We start from the raw sequence: 23,459 nt of genomic DNA, 5'->3' as shown, positions 1-23,459 counted from the left end.
TCAGGTACTCTGCATGCTCGATTGTGCTAAAACGCTAATTTTGAAGATGAACAAACGTTAATCTTCACGTTTTTATACCGAGTCCCAACAGATTGTACGGAGTATTCATCGAACTATGGCAGTCCTTAAATGACCGCAAATAGAAAAGCTCACGCTGTAACTCAAACAGCCGCTAAGAAAGCCACATCAGAAACCGATGTTGCGATGGCCCCTGTTCGCCATCGCAATGCAACAACGACTCCTGAAATGCGTCAATTTATTCAGACTTCTGATTTCAGTGTTAGTCAATTGGCTAAGATTCTTAATATCTCGGAAGCCACTGTCAGAAAGTGGCGCAAGCGCGACTCAATCAGTGATACGCCCAATACTCCACATCATTTGAAAACCACTCTTTCACCAATGGAGGAATACGTGGTTGTGGGACTTCGTTATCAATTAAAAATGTCACTGGATAGATTGCTTCACGTCACACAACAATTTATCAACCCTAACGTCTCTCGCTCTGGTTTAGCCCGATGTTTAAAGCGCTACGGCATATCAAAACTAGATGAATTTGAAAGCCCTCATGTGCCTGAACGTTATTTTAATCAGCTGCCTATTGTTCAGGGTACAGATGTAGCGACTTATACGCTGAACCCTGAAACGCTCGCTACAACCCTTGCATTACCTGAGGCGACACCAGATAACGTTGTACAGGTTGTATCGTTAACGATTCCACCTCAACTCACTCAAGCTGACAGTTATTCCATTTTGCTCGGTGTCGACTTTGCAACCGACTGGGTGTATCTCGACATATATCAAGACAATCACACACAAGCGACAAATCGTTATATCGCTTATGTGTTAAAGCACGGCCCGTTTCATTTACGTAAGTTATTAGTCAAAAATTACCACACCTTTTTAGCCCGCTTTCCTGGCGCAACAGTTTTACAATCCACGGAAGCGGCAAACCAAAAAAATAAATCAGCTAAGGATCAGCTGAACACTGGAGACTCAAAATGAGCCAAGCCCCTACAAATCCTGAGACTAGCTCTCAAGATAATAACGAGTCGCAAGATACAAGACTGAATAAACGTCTTAAAGACATGCCTATTGCCATTGTCGGCATGGCCAGTATCTTTGCCAACTCTCGTTACCTGAATAAGTTTTGGGACTTAATCAGCGAAAAAATTGATGCTATTACCGAAGTACCTGATACCCACTGGCGCGCTGAAGATTACTTTGATGCTGACAAGAGCACGCCAGATAAGAGCTACTGTAAACGCGGTGGTTTTATCCCTGAAGTGGACTTTAACCCAATGGAATTTGGCCTGCCGCCAAATATCCTAGAACTGACCGATACTTCGCAATTATTGTCATTAGTGATTGCCAAAGAAGTGCTTGCAGATGCGGGCGTTACCTCTGAGTACGATACCGATAAAATTGGTATTACGCTGGGTGTGGGTGGTGGCCAAAAAATTAATGCCAGCCTAACAGCACGTCTGCAATACCCTGTGCTTAAAAAAGTATTTAAAAGCAGCGGCCTAAGCGATGCCGACAGCGATATGTTGATCAAAAAGTTCCAAGACCAATACATTCACTGGGAAGAAAACTCGTTCCCAGGATCGCTTGGTAATGTTATTGCTGGTCGTATTGCTAACCGCTTTGACTTAGGCGGCATGAACTGTGTGGTTGATGCAGCATGTGCAGGTTCACTTGCGGCAATGCGAATGGCGTTAACCGAACTGGTTGAAGGCCGCAGTGAAATGATGATCACAGGTGGTGTGTGTACCGATAACTCGCCATCGATGTACATGAGTTTTTCAAAAACCCCAGCGTTTACCACCAATGAAACGATTCAGCCATTTGATATCGACTCAAAAGGCATGATGATTGGTGAAGGCATTGGCATGGTGGCATTAAAACGTCTTGAAGATGCTGAACGTGACGGTGACCGTATTTACTCAGTCATTAAAGGGGTCGGCGCTTCATCTGATGGTAAGTTCAAATCAATTTATGCACCTCGACCTGAAGGCCAAGCTAAAGCGCTGAGGCGTGCTTATGATGACGCCGGCTTTGCACCTGAAACCGTTGGCTTAATTGAAGCTCACGGAACAGGCACTGCAGCGGGTGATGTGGCAGAATTTAATGGTCTTAAATCTGTATTTGGTGAGAATGACTCAACCAAGCAACACATTGCTTTAGGTTCAGTTAAGTCACAAGTGGGCCATACTAAATCAACTGCGGGAACCGCGGGTGTGATTAAAGCGGCGTTAGCACTGCATCATAAAGTGCTGCCGCCAACCATCAACGTCTCTAAGCCTAACCCTAAGCTTAATGTTGAGGATTCACCGTTTTTCATTAACACTGAAACTCGCCCTTGGATGCCTCGCCCTGATGGCACACCACGCCGAGCTGGTATAAGTTCGTTCGGTTTTGGTGGCACAAACTTCCACTTAGTACTAGAAGAATACAGCCCAGAGCACAGCCGTGATGAGAAATATCGTCAGCGCCAAGTAGCACAAAGCTTATTGATTAGCGCTGACAATAAAGCTGAGCTCATTGCAGAAATCAACAAGCTTAACGCTGACATCAGCGCGCTTAAAGGCACAGATAACAGCAGCATCGAACAAGCTGAACTTGCCCGCATTGCTAAACTATATGCTGTTCGCACTTTAGATACTTCAGCAGCCCGTTTGGGTCTTGTGGTCTCAAGCCTTAATGAATTAACCACTCAACTTGGTTTAGCGTTAAAGCAGCTAAGTAACGACGCTGAAGCATGGCAATTACCATCAGGTACGAGCTATCGCTCATCTGCGCTCATCACGATTAATGCCAACCAAAAGACGACTAAAGGTAAAAAAGCAGCTAACACACCGAAAGTAGCAGCATTATTTGCAGGTCAAGGTTCTCAGTACGTCAACATGGGGATTGATGTTGCTTGTCACTTCCCTGAAATGCGCCAGCAATTAATCAAAGCCGACAAGGTATTTGCAAGCTTTGATAAAACGCCATTATCGCAAGTGATGTTCCCAATTCCAGCCTTTGAAAAAGCAGATAAAGATGCGCAAGCAGCTTTACTCACCCGCACTGATAACGCGCAAAGCGCCATTGGTGTAATGAGCATGAGCCAATACCAACTGTTTACTCAATCAGGTTTTAGCGCAGATATGTTTGCAGGTCACAGCTTTGGTGAGCTTTCAGCTCTTTGCGCTGCTGGCGTTATTTCTAATGACGACTACTACCAATTATCCTATGCTCGCGGCGCTTCAATGGCCGCATCAGCAGTTGATAAAGATGGCAATGAATTAGATAAAGGCACGATGTACGCCATTATCTTGTCAGCTAATGAAAATGATGCAGCAAATAGCGATAACATCGCTAAATTAGAAAGCTGCATTAGCGAGTTTGAAGGCGTTAAGGTGGCTAACTACAACTCAGCCACTCAGCTAGTTATTGCAGGCCCAACACAAAGCTGCGCCGATGCAGCTAAAGCCATTGCTGCTTTAGGCTTTAAAGCTATCGCGCTACCTGTTTCTGGCGCCTTCCACACACCACTTGTGGGGCATGCGCAAAAGCCATTTGCTAAAGCCATTGATAAAGCTAAGTTCACGGCGAGCAAAGTCGACCTGTTCTCAAATGCCACTGGTGACAAACACCCAAGTGACGCTAAATCAATTAAAGCCGCTTTCAAGCAACATATGCTGCAATCAGTTCGTTTTACTGATCAGCTGAACAATATGTACGATGCGGGAGCGCGCGTATTTGTCGAGTTCGGCCCTAAGAACATTCTGCAAAAACTGGTTGAAGCGACCCTAGGTAATAAAGCTGAAGCGGTATCCGTTATCAGCATCAATCCAAACCCTAAGGGCAACAGTGATGTGCAACTTCGTGTTGCAGCTATGCAACTTAGCGTTTTAGGTGCGCCACTCTCAAGCATTGACCCTTATCAAGCTGAAATCGCAGCGCCTGCGGTACCAAAAGGCATGAACGTTAAACTCAATGCAACCAACCACATCAGTGCACCTACTCGTGCCAAGATGGAAAAATCATTAGCAACAGGCCAAGTAACCTCTCAAGTTGTCGAAACAATTGTTGAGAAAGTTATCGAAAAACCTGTTGAAAAAGTAGTAGAGAAGATCGTGGAAAAAGAAGTCATTAAAACTGAATATGTTGAAGTTGCCACATCTGGCGCAACAACAGTGTCTAACGCAGCGCCTCAAGCAATAGCACCTCATGCATCAGCTCAGGCTGCTCCTGCTTCAGGCAGTTTAGAAGCGTTCTTTAATGCACAGCAACAAGCCGCTGAACTGCATCAACAATTCTTGGCCATTCCGCAACAATACGGTGACACCTTTACTCACTTGATGGCAGAGCAAAGTAAAATGGTTGCAGCAGGCCAAGCCATTCCTGAAAGCTTGCAACGCTCGATTGAGTTATTCCATCAGCATCAAGCGCAAACGCTGCAAAGTCACACCCTGTTTTTAGAGCAGCAAGCTCAGGCAAGCCAAAATGCATTAAACATGCTAACGGGTCAAACACCTGTTACAGCTCCTATTGTTAACGCACCAATTGTTAATACGCCAGTCGTTAATTCACCAGTAGTTGAAGCGGTGAAAGTAGCACCTCCTGTACAAACTCCTGTCGTAAACACGCCAGTAGTAAAGGCCACACCTGTAGCTCAACCTGCCGCGATGGCCGCTCCAGCCCCACGTGTTGAACCAATTAAAGCACCTGCTCCTGTAGCCGCTCCTGTAGTAACAGATTCTGCAGTAACAGCTCCTGCTGGCTTAAACGCAGGAACAGTTCAGAGCGCGCAAACAGCCCTGAGCTCACAAACAGCCCTGAGCTCACAAACAGCCCTGAGCACACAAACTGTTCTGGATACTATGCTAGAAGTGGTTGCTGAAAAAACCGGTTACCCAACTGAAATGCTTGAACTTAGCATGGATATGGAAGCAGACTTAGGCATCGATTCAATTAAACGTGTTGAAATCTTAGGTACAGTGCAAGACGAACTACCAACACTGCCAGAGCTAAGCCCTGAAGATTTAGCCGAGTGTCGTACATTGGGCGAAATCGTTGACTACATGAACTCCAAGCTACCCGCTGCAGGCGCTAAACTTCCTGCAAGTGCCGCCGAAGTAGCTCAAACCCAAACCGCGCCAGCTCAAGCAGCATCAGGCCTTAGCGCTGAAACAGTTCTGAATACCATGCTAGAAGTCGTTGCAGAAAAAACAGGTTACCCAACTGAAATGCTTGAATTAAGCATGGATATGGAAGCCGATTTAGGCATCGACTCAATCAAACGCGTTGAAATTTTAGGTACCGTTCAAGATGAATTGCCAACACTGCCAGAGCTTAGTCCTGAAGATTTAGCCGAGTGTCGTACTCTTGGTGAAATCGTTGACTACATGAACTCTAAGCTACCCGCTGCTGGTTCTGCCCCAGTTGCATCACCAGTTCAGTCTGCGGCTCCGGTATCTGGTCTTAGCGCTGAAACAGTTTTGAATACCATGCTAGAAGTCGTTGCTGAAAAAACCGGTTACCCAACTGAAATGCTTGAATTAAGCATGGATATGGAAGCGGATTTAGGCATCGATTCAATCAAGCGTGTTGAAATTTTAGGTACTGTTCAAGACGAACTGCCAACACTCCCTGAACTCAGTCCTGAAGATTTAGCTGAGTGTCGTACACTTGGTGAAATTGTTGACTATATGAATTCTAAGCTTCCTACAACTTCAGCTGCAGGCGCTAATACACCGGGCGCAGCAGGCGCTAATACACCGGCCGCAGCAGGCGCTTCTCAAGTAGCTGCTCAAGCATCAGGTTTAAGCGCACAAGAAGTTCAAAGCACGATGATGACTGTGGTTGCTGAAAAAACTGGTTACCCGACTGAAATGCTTGAATTAAGCATGGATATGGAAGCGGATTTAGGCATCGATTCAATCAAACGTGTTGAAATTCTAGGTACAGTTCAAGACGAATTACCAACACTGCCAGAGCTAAGTCCTGAAGATTTAGCTGAGTGTCGTACTCTTGGCGAAATCGTATCTTATATGGGGAGTAAACTACCCGCCGCAGGCGCTATGAACAGCAATACTGCAGATGCGACTCACACAGTCACACCAGAATCAGGTTTAAGTATTGAAACAGCCTTGAGCGCACAAGAAGTACAAAGCACGATGATGACTGTAGTTGCTGAAAAAACAGGTTACCCGACTGAAATGCTTGAATTAAGCATGGATATGGAAGCGGATTTAGGCATCGATTCAATCAAGCGAGTTGAGATCTTAGGTACAGTTCAAGATGAACTTCCTACGCTACCAGAGCTTAACCCTGAAGATTTAGCTGAGTGTCGTACACTAGGTGAAATCGTATCTTATATGGGGAGTAAACTACCCGCCGCAGGCGCTAATACACAGGCCGCAGCAGGCGCTTCTCAAGTAGCTGCCTCAACCGCAGAAACAGCCCTGAGCGCCTCGTCAGCATTAACAGCAGAGCAAGTTCAAAGCACAATGATGACTGTGGTTGCTGAAAAAACCGGTTACCCAACTGAAATGCTTGAATTAAGCATGGATATGGAAGCGGATTTAGGCATCGATTCGATCAAGCGTGTTGAAATTTTAGGGACGGTTCAAGACGAGCTACCAGGCTTACCTGAATTAAATCCTGAAGATTTAGCAGAGTGTCGCACCCTAGGCGAAATCGTATCTTATATGGGCGCTAAACTGCCAGCCGCAGGCGCTATGAACAAAAAGCAAGCGAGCGTTGAAACTCAATCTGCACCCGCAGCTGAGTTAGCAACTGACTTACCTCCTCATCAGGAAGTTGCGCTAAAAAAGCTACCAGCGGCGGATAAGTTAGTTGACGGTTTTTCAAAAGACGCCTGTATCGTTATCAATGATGACGGCCATAACGCAGGTGTTTTAGCTGAAAAATTAGTAGCAACAGGCCTAACCGTCGCCGTTATTCGTAGTCCTGAGTCAGTGACATCTTCGCAATCACCGCTGAGCAGTGATATTGCCAGCTTCACTTTATCTGCGGTCAATGACGACGCGATTAGCGATGTCATTGCTCAAATTAGCAAGCAGCATAAGATTGCCGGTTTTGTTCACCTGCAACCTCAACTAGCAGCACAAGGTGCTTTGCCATTAAGTGATGCAGGTTTTGTAGCTGTAGAGCAAGCTTTCTTGATGGCTAAACACCTTCAGCAATCATTTGCTGAACTGGCTAAAACTGAGCGCGTAAGCTTTATGACTGTTAGCCGCATTGATGGTGGATTCGGTTACTTAAACAATAACGAGCTTGCAAAGGCTGAGCTAAACCAAGCTGCATTATCAGGTTTAACTAAAACATTAGGTCATGAGTGGCCAACTGTGTTCTGTAGAGCATTGGATATTACCCCAAGCTTTGAAGCTGTCGAGTTAGCACAAGCCGTTATTGCAGAGTTATTTGATGTTGATACAGCAACAGCTGAAGTGGGTATTAGCGACCAAGGTCGTCATACTTTATCAGCTACGGCAACTGCTCAAACCCGTTACCAAACCACATCTTTAAACAGTGAAGATACTGTATTGGTGACTGGCGGTGCTAAAGGCGTCACATTTGAATGTGCCCTTACTCTTGCCAAACAAACTCAGTCGCACTTTATTTTAGCGGGTCGCAGTGAGCATTTAGCGGGTGATTTACCAACTTGGGCAAAGAGTGTCATAGCGGCTGCGCCTAACGTTAGTGAAGTAAACATAAGTCAGTTAAAAGCTGCTGCGATTGGTTTTATTCAATCTCAAGGTAACAAGCCAACACCTAAGCAAATTGATGCCTTAGTTTGGCCGATTACCAGCAGTTTAGAAATTGATCGCTCATTAGCAGCATTTAAAGCTGTCGGTGCAAGTGCTGAGTACATCAGCATGGATGTCAGCTCAGATGCAGCCATCAAGCAATCTCTTGCAGGTGTTAAACCGATTACAGGCATCATTCATGGTGCTGGTGTACTCGCTGATAAACATATTCAAGACAAAACCTTAGCTGAGTTAGGCCGTGTATATGGCACTAAAGTGTCGGGCTTTGCAGGCATCATCAATGCGATTGATGCAAGCAAGTTAAAACTGGTTGCTATGTTCTCATCAGCAGCCGGTTTCTATGGCAATACTGGCCAAAGTGACTACTCAATGTCTAATGAGATCCTCAACAAGACAGCACTTCAACTTGCAGCTAACTACCCGCAAGCAAAAGTCATGAGCTTTAACTGGGGCCCTTGGGATGGCGGAATGGTCAGTTCAGCATTGAAGAAAATGTTTGTTGAGCGCGGCGTATACGTTATTCCACTCGATAAAGGCGCAAACTTGTTTGCTCACAGCCTATTGTCTGAGTCGGGCGTACAGCTATTAATTGGCTCAAGTATGCAGGGCTCAAGCTCAGCAGATAAAACAGGCGCAGCTGTAAAAAAGCTTAATGCGGACTCTTCGCTTAATGCCGAGGGTTCGCTGATTCTTTCTTTAAATAATGCTGCAAGTCACCGTGTTGTGAGTAACACGGTGAGTGTTGAACGAGTACTAGACCCTGTTGCTATGCCCTTCCTTGAAGATCATTGCATTGCGGGTAATCCAGTACTGCCAACAGTGTGTGCTATACAATGGATGCGTGAAACTGCGCAGCAATTGTGTAGCCTGCCTGTGACGGTTCAAGATTATAAATTGCTCAAAGGCATTATTTTTGAGACTAAAGAGCCGCAAGTATTAACGCTGACATTGACGCAAACTGAATCAGGCTTAAAAGCACTGATTGCAAGTCGTATGCATAACGATCCAGTGGATAGCTTACTACGACCTCAGTATCAAGCAAACCTTGTGATCAATGAAGCCGTCATTAACGGCCAAACTTTAACAACACAGCCAACTATCATTGCGGATGCACAACAGTTAGCAAGTGCAGGTAAAGTGATTAGCACTGATAGCGAGCTTTATTCAAACGGTAGCTTATTTCATGGACCACGCCTGCAAGGCATCAAGCAAGTCTTGATTGCTGATGACACGCAACTGGTTTGCAACGTGGAATTACCACAAATTAGTTCCGCAGATTGCAAAGGCTTTGCGCCTGATCTGTCCATAGGTGGCAGCCAAGCATTTGCCGAAGATTTGCTACTGCAAGCCATGTTAGTCTGGGCACGTATTAAGCATGATGCTGCAAGCTTGCCGTCGACTATTGGTAAGTTAACGACTTATGCACCATTTGCATCAGGTGATAAAGGTTACTTGGTGTTATCTGTGCTTAAGAGTACCAGCCGTTCGTTAACAGCTGACATTGCACTTTACCATCAAGATGGCCGCTTAAGCTGCACTATGCTAAGCGCAAAAACGACCATCAGCAAAAGCTTAAATGAGGCATTTCTTGCCCCTGCTAAAGCAATTGCTGACTTGCAGGAGTCTGTGTGAGCACTCAACTGACTGCAAAAACGGCTGCAATCAATAGTATGCGTATAGCCTTAAAACTGGTCGCGAATGATCAAACATCACTCGCACCAGCACAAAATGCTGATGACATATTTGCAGCCATAAAACCGTGTTCATTGGCGCAGGTCATTGGCGAGTCTGCCATTGACCTTGAAATTGATGTATCAAGCTTAGATACTGGCATAGATAACCTTGCTACAGCAAGCCAACAAACGCTTAGCTTTAGTGATTATTTTGCCCAAGCGATTGCCCATATTGAGCAGCAACATACTGTGTTACTGAGCCATCCAGCAATACCGTATCGAGTATTGATGATGCCAGCCATTGTTGCCGCTAAACATCGCTGTCACCCCCACGCCTACTTAACGGGCTTGGGAGAAGCCGATAACATACAAGGCGCAATGCAAAGCGCCTTAGCGCAAGCTAAACGTGAACACATTACGCCTACCTTGGTCGATGTCAGTGAGTTAACTTGTTATAAAGACAAGTTTGCTCAGCTTGTCATGCTAATAAGTCGTATTGCTGCACGTCTTTTACCTGATACAAAAGCCAATAACCTTACCGACACTGAAAGTAAAAACCGCCAAAGCGAAGCAACATATTGGTTCACCCAAATGCACCAAAACCGTGTAGCTAGCTTTAATTTTACAGAAGCAGGTAGACAACATGCTGCAGTATTTGTGCAAGGTACTGAACTGGCACAAGCAAGCTCGATGCTTGATGAAAACAGACTATTCTTCCCCCTAGCAGCCGACTCCTCTGCTTGCATGATCCAATCTTTGCATGAGCTATTAGCGGCGCTCAATACGCTTAATCAGCAACAGAGCAATCAATTAGACAGTCAGCTGCTTCTAAACAAGCCTAGCCATGTTATCTCTTTAATGCTCAATTACTTAAAGACATTTGATCAAACCAAACCCTTGTCTGCAGTTATCATGGCCAACTCTGTAGTTACTGCAATCGCTGAAATTGAGGCCATGTTAGCCAAAATCAGTACAGCAAGTGATGACACATCTGGATCGATAAATGAACTTGAGTACAAAACGCCTTCGGGTAGTTGTTTAACCATCACTCAGCATGAAGCGCTTGGTCGTAGCGGCGTGTGTTTTGTGTATCCGGGTGTGGGTACGGTTTATCCGCAAATGTTTGCGCAACTGCCACAGTACTTCCCCGCTCTGTTTGCTCAACTTGAACGAGATGGTGATGTAAAAGCCATGCTTCAAGCTGATTGTATTTATGCAGAAAATGCCAAAACCTCAGACATGAGTTTAGGCGAGCTTGCTATTGCTGGGGTTGGCGCAAGTTATATCTTAACTAAAGTGCTTACCGAACACTTTGCCATTAAGCCTGATTTTGCAATGGGCTATTCTATGGGTGAAGCATCAATGTGGGCCAGCCTTAATGTCTGGAAAACGCCTCACAATATGATTGAAGCCACTCAAACTAATAGTATTTTCACCTCTGATATTTCAGGCCGACTCGACTGCGTCCGTCAAGCATGGCAACTCGAACAGGGTGAAGATATTGTTTGGAATAGCTTTGTTGTGCGTGCTGCGCCGACTGAAATAGAAGCCGTGCTTGCCGATTACCCTCGCGCTTATTTAGCGATTATACAAGGTGATACCTGTGTATTAGCGGGTTGTGAGCAAAGCTGTAAAGCCTTATTGAAACAAATCGGTAAACGTGGCATTGCAGCAAATCGTGTCACAGCCATGCACACGCAACCCGCCATGCTTATTCGTGATAATGTTCAAGCGTTTTATCAGCAAGCTTTGCACGACCAAGATGTGCTTGATGCACAAGCAAGTAGCATCAAATTCATTAGTGCTGCGAGTCAAATGCCTATTTCATTGACCAGTCAGGACATCGCCAATTCCATTGCAGATACATTTTGTCAGCCACTGAACTTCACTAAACTGGTGAATAATGCTCGTCATCTAGGTGCACGTTTATTTGTTGAAATTGGCGCAGATAGGCAAACCAGTACCTTGATAGATAAAATTGCTCGCACTGCAGCTAATACCGATTCACATTTAAACGCGCCACTGTCAGCCATTGCAATCAATGCCAAAGGTGATGATCAAACAGCACTGCTTAAATRTATCGCTCAGCTTATTTCGCATAAAGTGCCTTTATCTCTACAATATCTAACTGAGAATTTATCCCATTTGTTGACCGCTAGCATTGCTCGCGAAAACCGTCACCAAAGCCAAGCCGCTCAGTTAGCTCCACAATTAGAAGGAGAACAATCTTGAGTTCTCAATCAAACGTTCCCCAAATTGCCATCGTCGGTTTAGCGACTCAGTACCCCGATGCTGATACGCCAGCAAAGTTCTGGCAAAATTTATTAGATAAAAAAGACTCTCGCAGCACCATTAGTCTGCAAAAGCTCAATGCAAACCCTGCAGACTTTCAAGGTGTTCAAGGCCAGTCTGACCGTTTTTATTGTGACAAAGGTGGCTACATTCAAAACTTCAGTTTTGATGCCAATGGTTACCGAATTCCAGCTGCGCAGTTTAATGGTCTTGACGACAGTTTTTTATGGGCAACAGACACAGCGCGCAAAGCACTCAATGATGCCGGTGTGGATATCACTAACAGTCAAGATAATGCGATATTAAATCGCACAGGTATTGTCATGGGTACCTTGTCGTTCCCAACGGCAAAATCTAACGAATTGTTTGTGCCGATTTATCACAGCGCCGTTGAAAAAGCGCTACAAGATAAGCTGCAACAACCCAGTTTCACATTGCAGCCTTTTGATAGTGAAGGATATAGCGAGCAAACAACGCCAGCCTCTTTGTCTAATGGCGCCATTGCACATAATGCATCAAAACTAGTGGCCGATGCTCTAGGGTTAGGCGCAGCACAACTCAGTCTTGATGCCGCTTGCGCGAGCTCAGTTTACTCATTAAAACTTGCCTGTGATTACCTACATACAGGCAAAGCTGACATGATGCTTGCTGGTGCAGTCTCTGGCGCTGACCCATTCTTTATTAATATGGGTTTTTCCATTTTCCATGCCTACCCAGATCATGGCATTTCAGCGCCTTTTGATAGCAATTCAAAAGGGCTATTTGCCGGTGAAGGCGCTGGTGTTTTAGTGCTAAAACGCCTTGAAGATGCTGAGCGCGATGGCGATCATATCTATGCCCTAGTGAGCGGTATCGGGTTATCAAATGACGGCAAAGGCCAATTTGTATTAAGCCCAAACAGCGATGGCCAAGTTAAAGCGTTCGAGCGTGCTTACGCCGATGCTGCCATGCACGATGAAAACTTTGGCCCAGATAACATTGAGGTGATTGAATGTCACGCCACAGGCACTCCTTTGGGAGATAAAGTGGAGTTGACTTCAATGGAGCGCTTTTTTAGCGACAAACTCAAAGGCAGTAACACGCCACTGATTGGATCTGCTAAGTCGAATTTAGGCCACTTGCTCACCGCTGCGGGTATGCCAGGGATCATGAAAATGATTTTTGCAATGCGCCAAGGTGTTCTGCCGCCAAGTATTAACATCAGCGCACCGATTGCATCACCATCAGAAATGTTTGGCCCTGCAACCTTGCCAAATGATGTTCTACCTTGGCCTGATAAAGCAGGTAATACGGCTCGTCATGCTGGTGTGTCAGTATTTGGTTTTGGTGGTTGTAATGCCCATTTATTGGTTGAGTCATACTTTGTAAAGAGTCCTGATGCTGCGCTCAGCACGCCCAATAATGCAAGTGTAACGCCTGCAACAACCATCAATGCGCAAATGCCAATGCATATTACCGGTATGGCATCGCACTTTGGTTCATTGTCGACCGTTAATGCCTTTGCCGCTGCGGTAAACAGCAACCAAAGTGCATTTACGACTTTGCCCGCTAAACGCTGGAAAGGCTTAGACAAACACCCTGAGTTGTTGCAGCAATTTGGTTTAGCACAAAGTGCACCAATGGGCGCTTATATTGATCAATTTGATTTCGACTTCTTACGCTTTAAAGTGCCACCTAATGAAGATGACCGCTTAATCTCACAGCAACTTTTATTAATGAAAGTTGCTGATGAAGCGATTCATGATGCCAAGCTTGAGTCAGGTAGCAAAGTGGCTGTTCTAGTCGCTATGGAAACTGAACTTGAATTACATCAGTTCCGCGGCCGCGTTAATTTGCATACTCAAATCGCAGCCAGCTTAAATGCGCACGGTGTCAGCCTATCTGACGATGAGTACCAAGCCCTCGAAACCCTTGCGATGGACAGTGTTTTAGATGCGGCCAAGCTGAACCAATACACTAGCTTTATTGGTAATATTATGGCGTCGCGGATCTCATCGTTATGGGACTTTAATGGCCCAGCCTTTACGATTTCAGCAGGCGAGCAGTCGGTAAATCGTTGTATAGATGTGGCGCAAAACCTATTGGCTATGGAGTCGCGTCAAGAGCCGCTAGATGCCGTGATCATCGCAGCAGTTGATTTATCTGGCAGTATTGAAAATATTGTCCTTAAGACGGCGAACATTGATAAAACAGGCTCAACTGAAGCACTCAATATTGGTGAAGGCGCTGGCGCAATTGTATTGCAAGCAGCCGCGATTGATAGCGAGCACTGCGACCTAATACATCAAGGTTTAGGGGCGTTAGATACTCTAGATTCAGCAAGCACCCACAGTTATGGCACCATCGACAGTTTGGCATTTGGTCATACAGACCAGCTTTCAACCATTAGCGATGACGTGTTAACTCCTGTTGGATTAGCCGCAACTGATATTGATTTATTAGAGCTAAACCAAGCACCTGATTTGGTTAATATTGATAATGCGCAAATGCTATCGCAGCTATTTAGCCAATCGACCACCAGCAAAGCGCAATCTTGTATCGGACATACTTTTGCCGCTTCAGGTATTGCCAGCTTATTGCATGGCTTATTGAAAACTCGATTGAATACTTCTGTGCAGAACGCTTACTCGGATAGCAAACTGAGCAATAAGCCTAACCAAAAGGTCATTATCGCTACCTTGAGCGAAAACCAGTGTTCACAACTTCTTATCAGCCAAAATGCTGAACAAGCAAGTGCGATGAGCACTCGTATGAACACTGATATACAAGCGCAAACGGCCAAGAAATTGAGCCTAGTTAAGCAAGTCAGTTTAGGTGGTCGTGACATCTACCAGCATATTGTTGATGCGCCACTGGATAACATTGACAGTATTCGAGCGAAAGTTGCCAAGCTTAACCCTGTTGCACCTACTACTGTAATGAACCTACATGACCGTGGCCAATTTATCGCCCCAGCTCATGCCAATTCAGCGCCTATGTCCGCTAACAATAATTCAATGACTACAGAGACTTCTATGCCGTTTTCTGATCGTTCAACCCAGTTTAACCCTACACCCAAGGTGGCTACGCCTACTGCTCAAGCAGCTCAGTCAGCTCAAACGTCTTTAGTGACGAGCTCTGCTGCAACCGTTAGCCAAGTGCCGCCTGCGCATTTAAGCGCTTTTGAACAAAACCAATGGTTAGCACATCAAGCGCAACTAGCATTTTTAAAGAGCCGTGAGCAAGGCTTAAAAGTCGCTGATGCGCTTTTAAAACAGCAGGTAGCACAAGCAAATGGTCAGCCTTATATTGCCCAATCGATTGCACAAGCTGTAGCGCCCGTCCAAGCTGAAAATGTATTAGCTCAGCCAGTAGCCTCTGCGCCAATCTTGCGTCCGGATCATGCAAATGTGCCGCCGTACACAGCGCCTATTCCAGCGGAAAAGCCATGTATTTGGAACTACGCTGATTTAGTAGAATATGCCGAAGGTGATATTGCCAAAGTATTTGGCCCAGATTATGCCGTGATTGATAACTACTCTCGCCGTGTTCGTCTTCCGACCACTGATTATTTGCTGGTATCTCGCGTGACTAAACTCGATGCGACCATGAACCAATATAAGCCTTGTAGCATGACCACCGAGTACGACATCCCTGAAGATGCGCCGTACCTTGTCGATGGTCAAATTCCATGGGCGGTCGCCGTTGAATCTGGTCAATGTGATTTAATGTTAATCAGCTACTTAGGGATTGATTTTGAAAACAAAGGTGAACGTGTTTATCGCTTACTTGACTGTACCTTAACCTTCTTAGATGACTTACCACGCGGCGGTGACACACTGCGCTACGACATCAAGATTAATAACTTCGCTAAGAATGGCGACACCTTACTATTCTTCTTCTCGTATGAGTGTTTTGTTGGCGACAAGATGATCCTGAAAATGGATGGCGGCTGTGCTGGCTTCTTTACCGATCAAGAGTTAGATGACGGTAAAGGGGTTATTTACACCGAAGATGAAATTAAAACTCGTGAAGCAGCGTTAAATACACCGAACAAACCACGTTTTGAACCACTATTACATTGTGCTCAGACCCAGTTTGACTATGGTCAAATTCATCACTTACTCAATGGCGATATCGGCAGTTGTTTTACTGGCGAGCACCATAACCACCAGCAAGCATCAGGTAAGCAAGACTCACTGTGTTTTGCTTCTGAAAAATTCTTGATGATTGAGCAAGTGGGCAATCTAGACATTCATGGCGGCGCTTGGGGCTTAGGCTTCATTGAAGGTCATAAACAATTAGCTCCGGATCACTGGTATTTCCCTTGTCACTTTAAGGGCGATCAAGTGATGGCTGGTTCATTAATGGCTGAAGGTTGTGGCCAATTATTGCAGTTCTTTATGCTGCACATTGGTATGCACACCTTGGTTGAAAATGGTCGCTTCCAGCCTTTAGAGAATGCTTCACAAAAAGTACGTTGTCGTGGTCAAGTTCTGCCGCAGCACGGTGAGCTGACTTACCGCATGGAAGTCACTGAAATTGGCACTCACCCTCGCCCATATGCTAAAGCTAATATTGAAATATTGCTCAATGGTAAAGCGGTTGTAGACTTCCAAAACCTTGGGGTGATGATTAAAGAAGAAAGTGAATGTACCCGTTACACTGCCGACTCTTCTGAAACACATTCAACCTCTGGCGCAGTCCAAAAGAACAATAGCCACAACACGCCAGCATCATTAAATGCACCGTTAATGGCGCAATTACCAGACTTAAGCGCACCAACCAATAAAGGTGTTATCCCACTGCAACATGTTGAAGCGCCAATCATTCCAGATTATCCAAATCGTACTCCTGATACCCTGCCATTCACGGCGTATCACATGTTCGAATTTGCCACTGGCAACATTGAAAACTGCTTTGGACCGGACTTTAGTATTTACCGTGGTTTCATTCCACCGCGCACACCATGTGGCGATTTACAGCTAACGACTCGTATCGTTGATATTCAAGGTAAACGTGGCGAATTGAAAAAGCCGTCATCGTGTATCGCAGAATATGAAGTGCCAACTGATGCATGGTATTTCGCTAAAAACAGCCACGCCTCTGTCATGCCTTATTCAGTGTTGATGGAAATTTCACTGCAACCAAACGGCTTTATTTCAGGCTATATGGGCACCACATTAGGCTTCCCAGGTGAAGAATTATTCTTCCGTAACTTAGACGGTAGTGGTGAACTATTACGTGATGTTGATTTACGTGGCAAAACCATTGTTAACGATTCAAAGCTATTATCAACCGTTATTGCTGGTAGCAACATCATTCAAAGCTTCACATTTGACTTAAGTGTTGACGGCGAGCCCTTCTACAAAGGCAGCGCGGTATTTGGCTACTTTAAAGGCGATGCGCTTAAAAACCAGTTAGGTATTGATAACGGCCGTATCACTCAACCATGGCATGTTGAAAATAACGTCCCTGCTGATATCACTGTTGATTTACTTGATAAGCAATCTCGCGTGTTCCATGCTCCCGCTAATCAACCACATTATCGCTTAGCTGGCGGTCAACTTAACTTTATCGACAAAGCTGAAATCGTTGATAAAGGCGGTAAAAATGGCTTAGGTTACTTGTCGGCATCTCGCACCATTGACCCAAGTGATTGGTTCTTCCAATTCCATTTCCATCAAGATCCAGTAATGCCAGGTTCATTAGGCGTTGAAGCCATCATCGAGTTAATGCAGACTTATGCCATCAGCAAAGACTTAGGTAAAGGTTTCACAAACCCGAAATTTGGCCAGATTTTATCTGACATCAAATGGAAGTACCGTGGCCAAATTAACCCATTGAATAAGCAAATGTCGTTAGATGTGCACATCAGTGCAGTCAAAGATGAAAACGGCAAACGCATCATCGTAGGCGACGCCAACCTGAGCAAAGACGGGTTACGCATTTACGAAGTAAAAGACATCGCTATCTGTATCGAAGAGGCATAAAGGAATAATAATGACTATTAGCACTCAAAACGAAAAGCTTTCTCCATGGCCTTGGCAAGTTGCGCCAAGTGATGCCAGCTTTGACACTGCCACTATCGGTAATAAATTAAAAGAACTCACCCAAGCTTGTTATTTAGTGAGTCACCCAGAAAAAGGCTTAGGTATTTCTCAAAATGCCCAAGTGGTTACAGAAAGTATTAGCAGTAGCCAAGATCTGCCTGTTAGTGCATTTGCCCCAGCATTAGGTACCCAAAGTTTAGGTGACAGTAACTTCCGTCGTGTTCATGGTGTTAAATACGCTTATTATGCTGGTGCCATGGCTAACGGTATTTCATCAGAAGAGCTCGTTATCGCACTGGGTCAAGCGGGCATTTTATGCTCGTTCGGCGCAGCCGGACTCATTCCATCTCGTGTTGAACAAGCCATTAATCGCATTCAAGCAGCATTGCCAAATGGCCCATACATGTTTAATTTAATTCACAGCCCAAGTGAGCCAGCATTAGAACGTGGCAGTGTTGAGCTGTTTTTAAAACATAAAGTGCGCACGGTTGAAGCATCAGCATTTTTGGGTTTAACCCCGCAAATTGTCTATTACCGCGCAGCAGGTTTAAGTCGTGATAGCCAAGGTGAAATCGTTATCGCCAACAAGGTTATCGCTAAAGTAAGTCGCACAGAAGTGGCGAGTAAGTTTATGCAACCAGCTCCCGCTAAAATGCTGCAAAAACTGGTTGATGAAGGCTTAATCACCCCAGAGCAAATGGCGCTCGCCCAATTAGTGCCAATGGCTGATGACGTGACAGCAGAAGCCGATTCTGGCGGCCATACTGATAACCGTCCATTAGTGACGCTATTACCAACAATTTTGGCGCTTAAAGATAAAATCCAAGCCGAGTACCAATACAAAACCCCTATTCGTGTCGGTTGTGGCGGCGGTGTCGGCACCCCTGATGCAGCACTTGCAACCTTTAATATGGGCGCAGCTTATATTGTGACAGGCTCAATTAACCAAGCTTGTGTTGAAGCGGGAGCCAGTGAACACACGCGTAAACTACTTGCTACGACTGAAATGGCCGATGTCACCATGGCACCTGCTGCTGATATGTTCGAGATGGGCGTTAAGCTACAAGTGGTAAAACGTGGCACCTTATTCCCAATGCGTGCTAATAAACTTTATGAGATTTATACCCGTTATGAGTCGATTGAAGCCATCCCTGCCGAAGAACGTGAAAAACTTGAAAAACAAGTCTTCCGCTCGACCCTTGATGATATTTGGGCTGGCACAGTGGCGCATTTTAATGAACGCGATCCAAAACAAATCGAGCGCGCAGAAGGTAACCCTAAGCGTAAAATGGCGCTTATCTTCCGTTGGTATTTAGGTTTATCAAGCCGTTGGTCTAATTCTGGTGAAGCTGGCCGTGAAATGGATTATCAAATTTGGGCAGGTCCTGCACTGGGCGCGTTCAACGAATGGGCAAAAGGCAGCTATTTAGATGATTATACCCAGCGAAATGCGGTAGACTTAGCAAAACACTTGATGCACGGCGCAGCTTATCAAGCGCGTGTAAACTTACTTACCGCTCAAGGGGTGGCACTGCCTGTAGAATTACAGCGTTGGAGCCCGCTTGATCAGGTTAAGTAAGACTGCCAAGCGTCATCAAGCTAAGTCATTTGGATATAGGTAGCGGTAATGAGCGAAACACAAAAACTTGATTTTTCAGTGGTTAATGGCACAACACTTGAGTCGTTCAATCAACAAAAAAATCTGATTAAACGCATGCTAAAGGGCAATAGCGCAACATGTGCTGAATGTAACAAGCCACTAACGCTGCAATTACCGCCCAATACTAAAAATGCCAAACCTGCCGAAAAAGCACCAGGGATATACTGCGCAAAAGGCTGCACAGATATTGAACTGGATATGGAAGCTGTGGCACTTTTGAAATAATACGATGAAATAACCCATAGATTATTTCATCATTACCATTTAAAAAAGGCATCGAAAGATGCCTTTTTTATTGCAATTAATTGACCACTTTATCAAGTGGCGACTTACCTAATCACTCACCAAAATAAGTTATTCAGAATAGTGAATTTAGAATTGAGAGTTTAGGGAATGCTGTTACTGATACGGTTCAAATTAGGTAATTAAAATATACTTCATTGCTTCACGGTTCCTGCACGGTTTCTGCATTTTAATCACATAACATTAAAAACTCATATTAGCCATTATCAACTACGGGTTAACTTAGGAGTTTACTTATGTTCAGTCCCCTTCTCTATTCACTTTTTAAAACGGGATGTAAACCATTTCGGCAACTATTAATTATACCGCTTACTAGCTTATGCCTATTAACTGCTTGTGATAGTTCTGATGAAACCAGTAGCGAAGAGACTGTAATAACAGTACCTGACCCTGAAATTGAAACACCGGTTGAGGAGTATAGCGACACTGATTTTGAAGTAAGCGATTGGACCGATGATACCCATAGCAAAAGTGCAGATGCCAACTTTGATGAAGTGTTTGCTGACAATGAAGTAAAACGCCTTGATGTGGTGGTCACTAAAAATCGCTGGACCATCATGCTTAACGATATGACTGATACTTATGGCACTTTTGGTACAACGACGAATTCAAACAACCTTGTAGATACAGATGACAACCCCATTATGGTACCAGCTGATATTTATTACGAAGGCAAACAGTGGTATCGAGTTGGTATCCGTTTTAAGGGCAACTCATCACTACAAACCAGTTGGCAACAAGGCGTACTCAAGTTGTCTTTTAAGTTAGATTTTGATGAGTTTGAAGACGACTACCCGCAAATAGACAATCAACGATTTTATGGCTTTAAAAAGTTAAGTCTTAAAAATAATTACGATGATGAATCACAGTTACGTGAAAAGGTCGTCGCCGATGTATTTAAAGATGCAGGTTTAGCCATCTCTCACACTGCTTTTTATACTTTATATATCGACCATGGTGATGGCCCTGAATACTTTGGCTTATATACCCTTGTGGAAGAAGTCGATGACACGGTAATTGATACTCAATTTAGTAGTGATGATGGTAACTTATATAAGCCTGAGGATGATGGTGCGACCTTTATTGAAGGATCTTTCAGTGAAGACAGTTTTGAAAAGAAAACCAATGAAGATGATGAAGATTGGTCAGATATTTTAGCTTTATTCGACGCATTACATGATGATACTGCAACTTCCGATCCTGTTACTTGGCGTGAAAACCTTGAAGCTATATTTGATGTTGATGTGTTCTTGAAATATCTCGCAGTGAATGGCGTAATTCAAAACTGGGATACTTACGGATTAATGCCCCATAATTATTATCTTTACAACGATCCAGACACAAACAAACTAACTTGGATCCCATGGGATAATAATGAGGCATTACAGACGGGTAAAATGGGCGGCGCACTAGAACTTGATTTCTCTGATTTAGACTCAAATTCTTGGCCATTAATAGCCAAAATCTATGCTGATGACACATACCGGGAACGCTATAACCAGTATTTATCTGACGTTATTAGCAATAGCTATGAAACCAATAAGATGCAGGCAATTTATGACAGTTACTCAGCATTAATAGAGCCTTATGCCACAACAGAGTTAACAGGTTACTCATTTTTAGAGTCTGCAAATGACTTTTATCAAGCAGTTGATGATTTATCTGAACATGCTGAAAGTCGTACAGACGCCGTAATCGATTACTTAAACACGCAATAGGTTGTAGATTTTTTCTGTCATTTTTACCGATACAATGAAAACGAAAGCAGCACTGGCTACTTTCGTTTTTGTAGCTATCAATGCAAAACCGTTTACTAGCGCACACTTTCTTATTAAAAAATAACACCTTAACAAGTCATTGACCTAAATCAAACATATTGTGACAAAGCTGAGGCACTATGCCTCTTTATTTTTTAGTTTGGTTATTTCCAATGAGTGATATCAAGGCAAACAATATAGAGCAACCGCTGACGGACGAGTGCATTTTACTTTCTACCACTGATTTGAATGGTAATATCAAATACGCCAATCAAGCCTTTGCAGATATCTCAGAGTTCACGACAGATGAACTGCACGGAAAACCACACAATATTGTTCGTCACCCTGATATGCCTAAAGCGGCTTTTGAATCCTTGTGGCAACGGGTCAAAGACGGAAAACCTTGGTTTGGTATCGTTAAAAATAAAAGCAAAACAGGCAAGTATTATTGGGTCAATGCCTATATATCGCCAGTCTTTGAAAACGGCAAAATGCATGAACTACAGTCTGTTCGACGTAAACCTTGTCGTGAACACATCAATTCCGCTGAAAAAATTTACAAACAGTTAAATCAAGGTAAAGCCCCCAGAGAAACCTCAGCACCACTGCTTAGCTTTACGGGTTCACTTTGCCTTTGGGCAACCGTTATTTCTTTGATAGGGGTAGTATCTTCGCTATTCATGCCAACTTTGGTCGCCGCTTTTTTCATTCCATTAATGGCTGGATTTGTCATGTATTACTTAACGAGGCCATTAAAAGAACTTGAAAATAAGGCCACAAAAATTATCGACGACCCAATTGCTTGCGGGATTTTTTCATCAAGTCAGCATGAGTTGGGAAAAATTGAATTAGCCTTAAACTACTTAGTCACTGAAATGGGTGGTGTTGTCGGTAGGATGGCAGATTCAGCCACCTCCATTAGCGAAGAAAGCCAGCAGCTTAATCAAACTATATCGACCACTCGTGAACGGGTTAAAGAACAAACACACCAAACCCGTCAGGCCGCAACAGCAATGGAGCAAATGACGGCAAGCTTCACTGAAGTTAATCAAAATACCCGTAATACAGCACAAGAAATTACCACCAGCCAAGAGGCTGCTAGTAAAGGTCACGATAGTATGGACAAAGTGGTCAATGCCATTGGCGAGCTTAGAAAAGAAGTGGTTCATTTCTCAACGGTGGTCAATACAATTGAAAAAGACAGCCAATCAATCGCATCGGTCCTAGGAGAGATTAAAGGCATCGCAGAACAAACGAATTTATTAGCGTTAAATGCTGCCATTGAAGCGGCTCGAGCAGGTGAATCTGGCCGTGGATTTGCCGTTGTGGCGGACGAAGTTAGGCAATTATCAATTCGCACCAGTGATTCCACATCAGAAATTGAACACATAGTCACGAACTTTCAAAAAACCACAAAGGAAGCGACTCAAGCAATGGAGTCTGGTCAATTGCAAGCCGATTTATCAGTATCCTTAGCAGAAGAAGCGGATGACACTTTTGCTCAGCTCCTTAACTCAATTAATCGCATACACGAAATGGCTGAGCTTAACTCTACAGCCATGAACCAACAAACAGCGGTCGCAGAAGAAATTAGCCAATCTATTTTACAGATAGATGAGATTTCAAACCTGACCTTAATTCAAACCGATGACACCCAAAACAAGTGTGAACAAATGAGTCGATTAGCCAATAAAACGCGTCATTTATCGAGACAATTTTGGACGCAAACAATCGAGCGCACCAAATAATCACCTCCAATATTACCCAAAGCGTCATAACCTACATGTTGATTATGACGCAATCTTGCTCAACACTGATTAACTTCCCTATGTATGCAGATGACAAGAGATTTAGCGGCTGATTGACTATTATGCCCTCTTTCTGGTTGTCATTTTTTCCTGTTGTGACAGTTTATTTTTTGATAAGACTTTTTAATTTTAAAAATGCCCTAATATCATATA

The 23,459-nt window shown here is 44.2% G+C and carries 8 protein-coding genes; all 8 read left to right on the top strand.

Annotation, left to right across the window (positions count from 1 at the left end; all coding sequences use genetic code 11):
- The first annotated feature begins 129 nt into the window (after positions 1 to 129).
- The 8 genes from A9267_RS10605 (at position 130) to A9267_RS10570 (ending at position 23,246) form a co-directional block, all read left to right on the top strand.
- On the top strand, positions 130 to 1,002 hold the full coding sequence (locus A9267_RS10605) for a transcriptional regulator (protein ID WP_065109129.1): 873 nt from the start codon (positions 130 to 132) through the stop codon (positions 1,000 to 1,002).
- The gene (locus tag A9267_RS10600; protein WP_065109128.1) at positions 999 to 9,413 is read left to right on the top strand and encodes a type I polyketide synthase; all 8,415 of its coding nucleotides are present in this window, start codon (positions 999 to 1,001) and stop codon (positions 9,411 to 9,413) included. The genes A9267_RS10605 and A9267_RS10600 overlap by 4 nt, the downstream gene beginning before the upstream one ends.
- Positions 9,410 to 11,686 (top strand): PfaB family protein, encoded by a 2,277-nt coding sequence (locus A9267_RS10595; RefSeq protein WP_065109127.1) that lies wholly within the window; start codon positions 9,410 to 9,412, stop codon positions 11,684 to 11,686. The genes A9267_RS10600 and A9267_RS10595 overlap by 4 nt, the downstream gene beginning before the upstream one ends.
- Positions 11,683 to 17,718 carry a beta-ketoacyl synthase N-terminal-like domain-containing protein gene (locus A9267_RS10590; RefSeq protein ID WP_082972333.1) on the top strand — a complete coding sequence of 2,012 codons (6,036 nt, stop codon included), beginning with the start codon at positions 11,683 to 11,685 and terminating at the stop codon, positions 17,716 to 17,718. Before A9267_RS10595 ends, A9267_RS10590 begins: the two co-directional genes overlap by 4 nt.
- A 10-nt stretch (positions 17,719 to 17,728) precedes the next feature.
- The gene (gene pfaD, locus A9267_RS10585) at positions 17,729 to 19,357 is read left to right on the top strand and encodes an eicosapentaenoate synthase subunit PfaD (RefSeq protein ID WP_065109125.1); all 1,629 of its coding nucleotides are present in this window, start codon (positions 17,729 to 17,731) and stop codon (positions 19,355 to 19,357) included.
- A 48-nt stretch (positions 19,358 to 19,405) separates the two neighbouring features.
- Positions 19,406 to 19,663: a hypothetical protein gene (locus A9267_RS10580; protein WP_055023117.1), complete on the top strand. Its 258-nt coding sequence runs from the start codon at positions 19,406 to 19,408 to the stop codon at positions 19,661 to 19,663.
- Between the two features lie 314 nt (positions 19,664 to 19,977).
- Positions 19,978 to 21,459, top strand: coding sequence for a CotH kinase family protein (locus A9267_RS10575; protein ID WP_065109124.1), 1,482 nt, complete (start codon positions 19,978 to 19,980; stop codon positions 21,457 to 21,459).
- Positions 21,460 to 21,671: 212 nt separating this feature from the next.
- Positions 21,672 to 23,246, top strand: coding sequence for a methyl-accepting chemotaxis protein (locus tag A9267_RS10570; RefSeq protein ID WP_065109249.1), 1,575 nt, complete (start codon positions 21,672 to 21,674; stop codon positions 23,244 to 23,246).
- The last annotated feature ends 213 nt before the right edge of the window (positions 23,247 to 23,459 follow it).

The organism is Shewanella sp. UCD-FRSSP16_17, from assembly GCF_001675935.1.
GTDB classification, from domain to species: Bacteria; Pseudomonadota; Gammaproteobacteria; order Enterobacterales; family Shewanellaceae; genus Shewanella; species Shewanella japonica.
Note: the sequence above shows the minus strand (reverse complement) of the source record. Positions and strands in the feature narration are given on the sequence as shown.

Coding starts and splice junctions, on each gene's coding strand:
- A9267_RS10580 (WP_055023117.1), top strand. CDS start 19,406: ATGAGCGAAACACAAAAACTTGATTTTTCAGTGGTTAATGGCACAACA.
- A9267_RS10605 (WP_065109129.1), top strand. CDS start 130: ATGACCGCAAATAGAAAAGCTCACGCTGTAACTCAAACAGCCGCTAAG.
- pfaD (WP_065109125.1), top strand. CDS start 17,729: ATGACTATTAGCACTCAAAACGAAAAGCTTTCTCCATGGCCTTGGCAA.
- A9267_RS10570 (WP_065109249.1), top strand. CDS start 21,672: ATGAGTGATATCAAGGCAAACAATATAGAGCAACCGCTGACGGACGAG.
- A9267_RS10575 (WP_065109124.1), top strand. CDS start 19,978: ATGTTCAGTCCCCTTCTCTATTCACTTTTTAAAACGGGATGTAAACCA.
- A9267_RS10600 (WP_065109128.1), top strand. CDS start 999: ATGAGCCAAGCCCCTACAAATCCTGAGACTAGCTCTCAAGATAATAAC.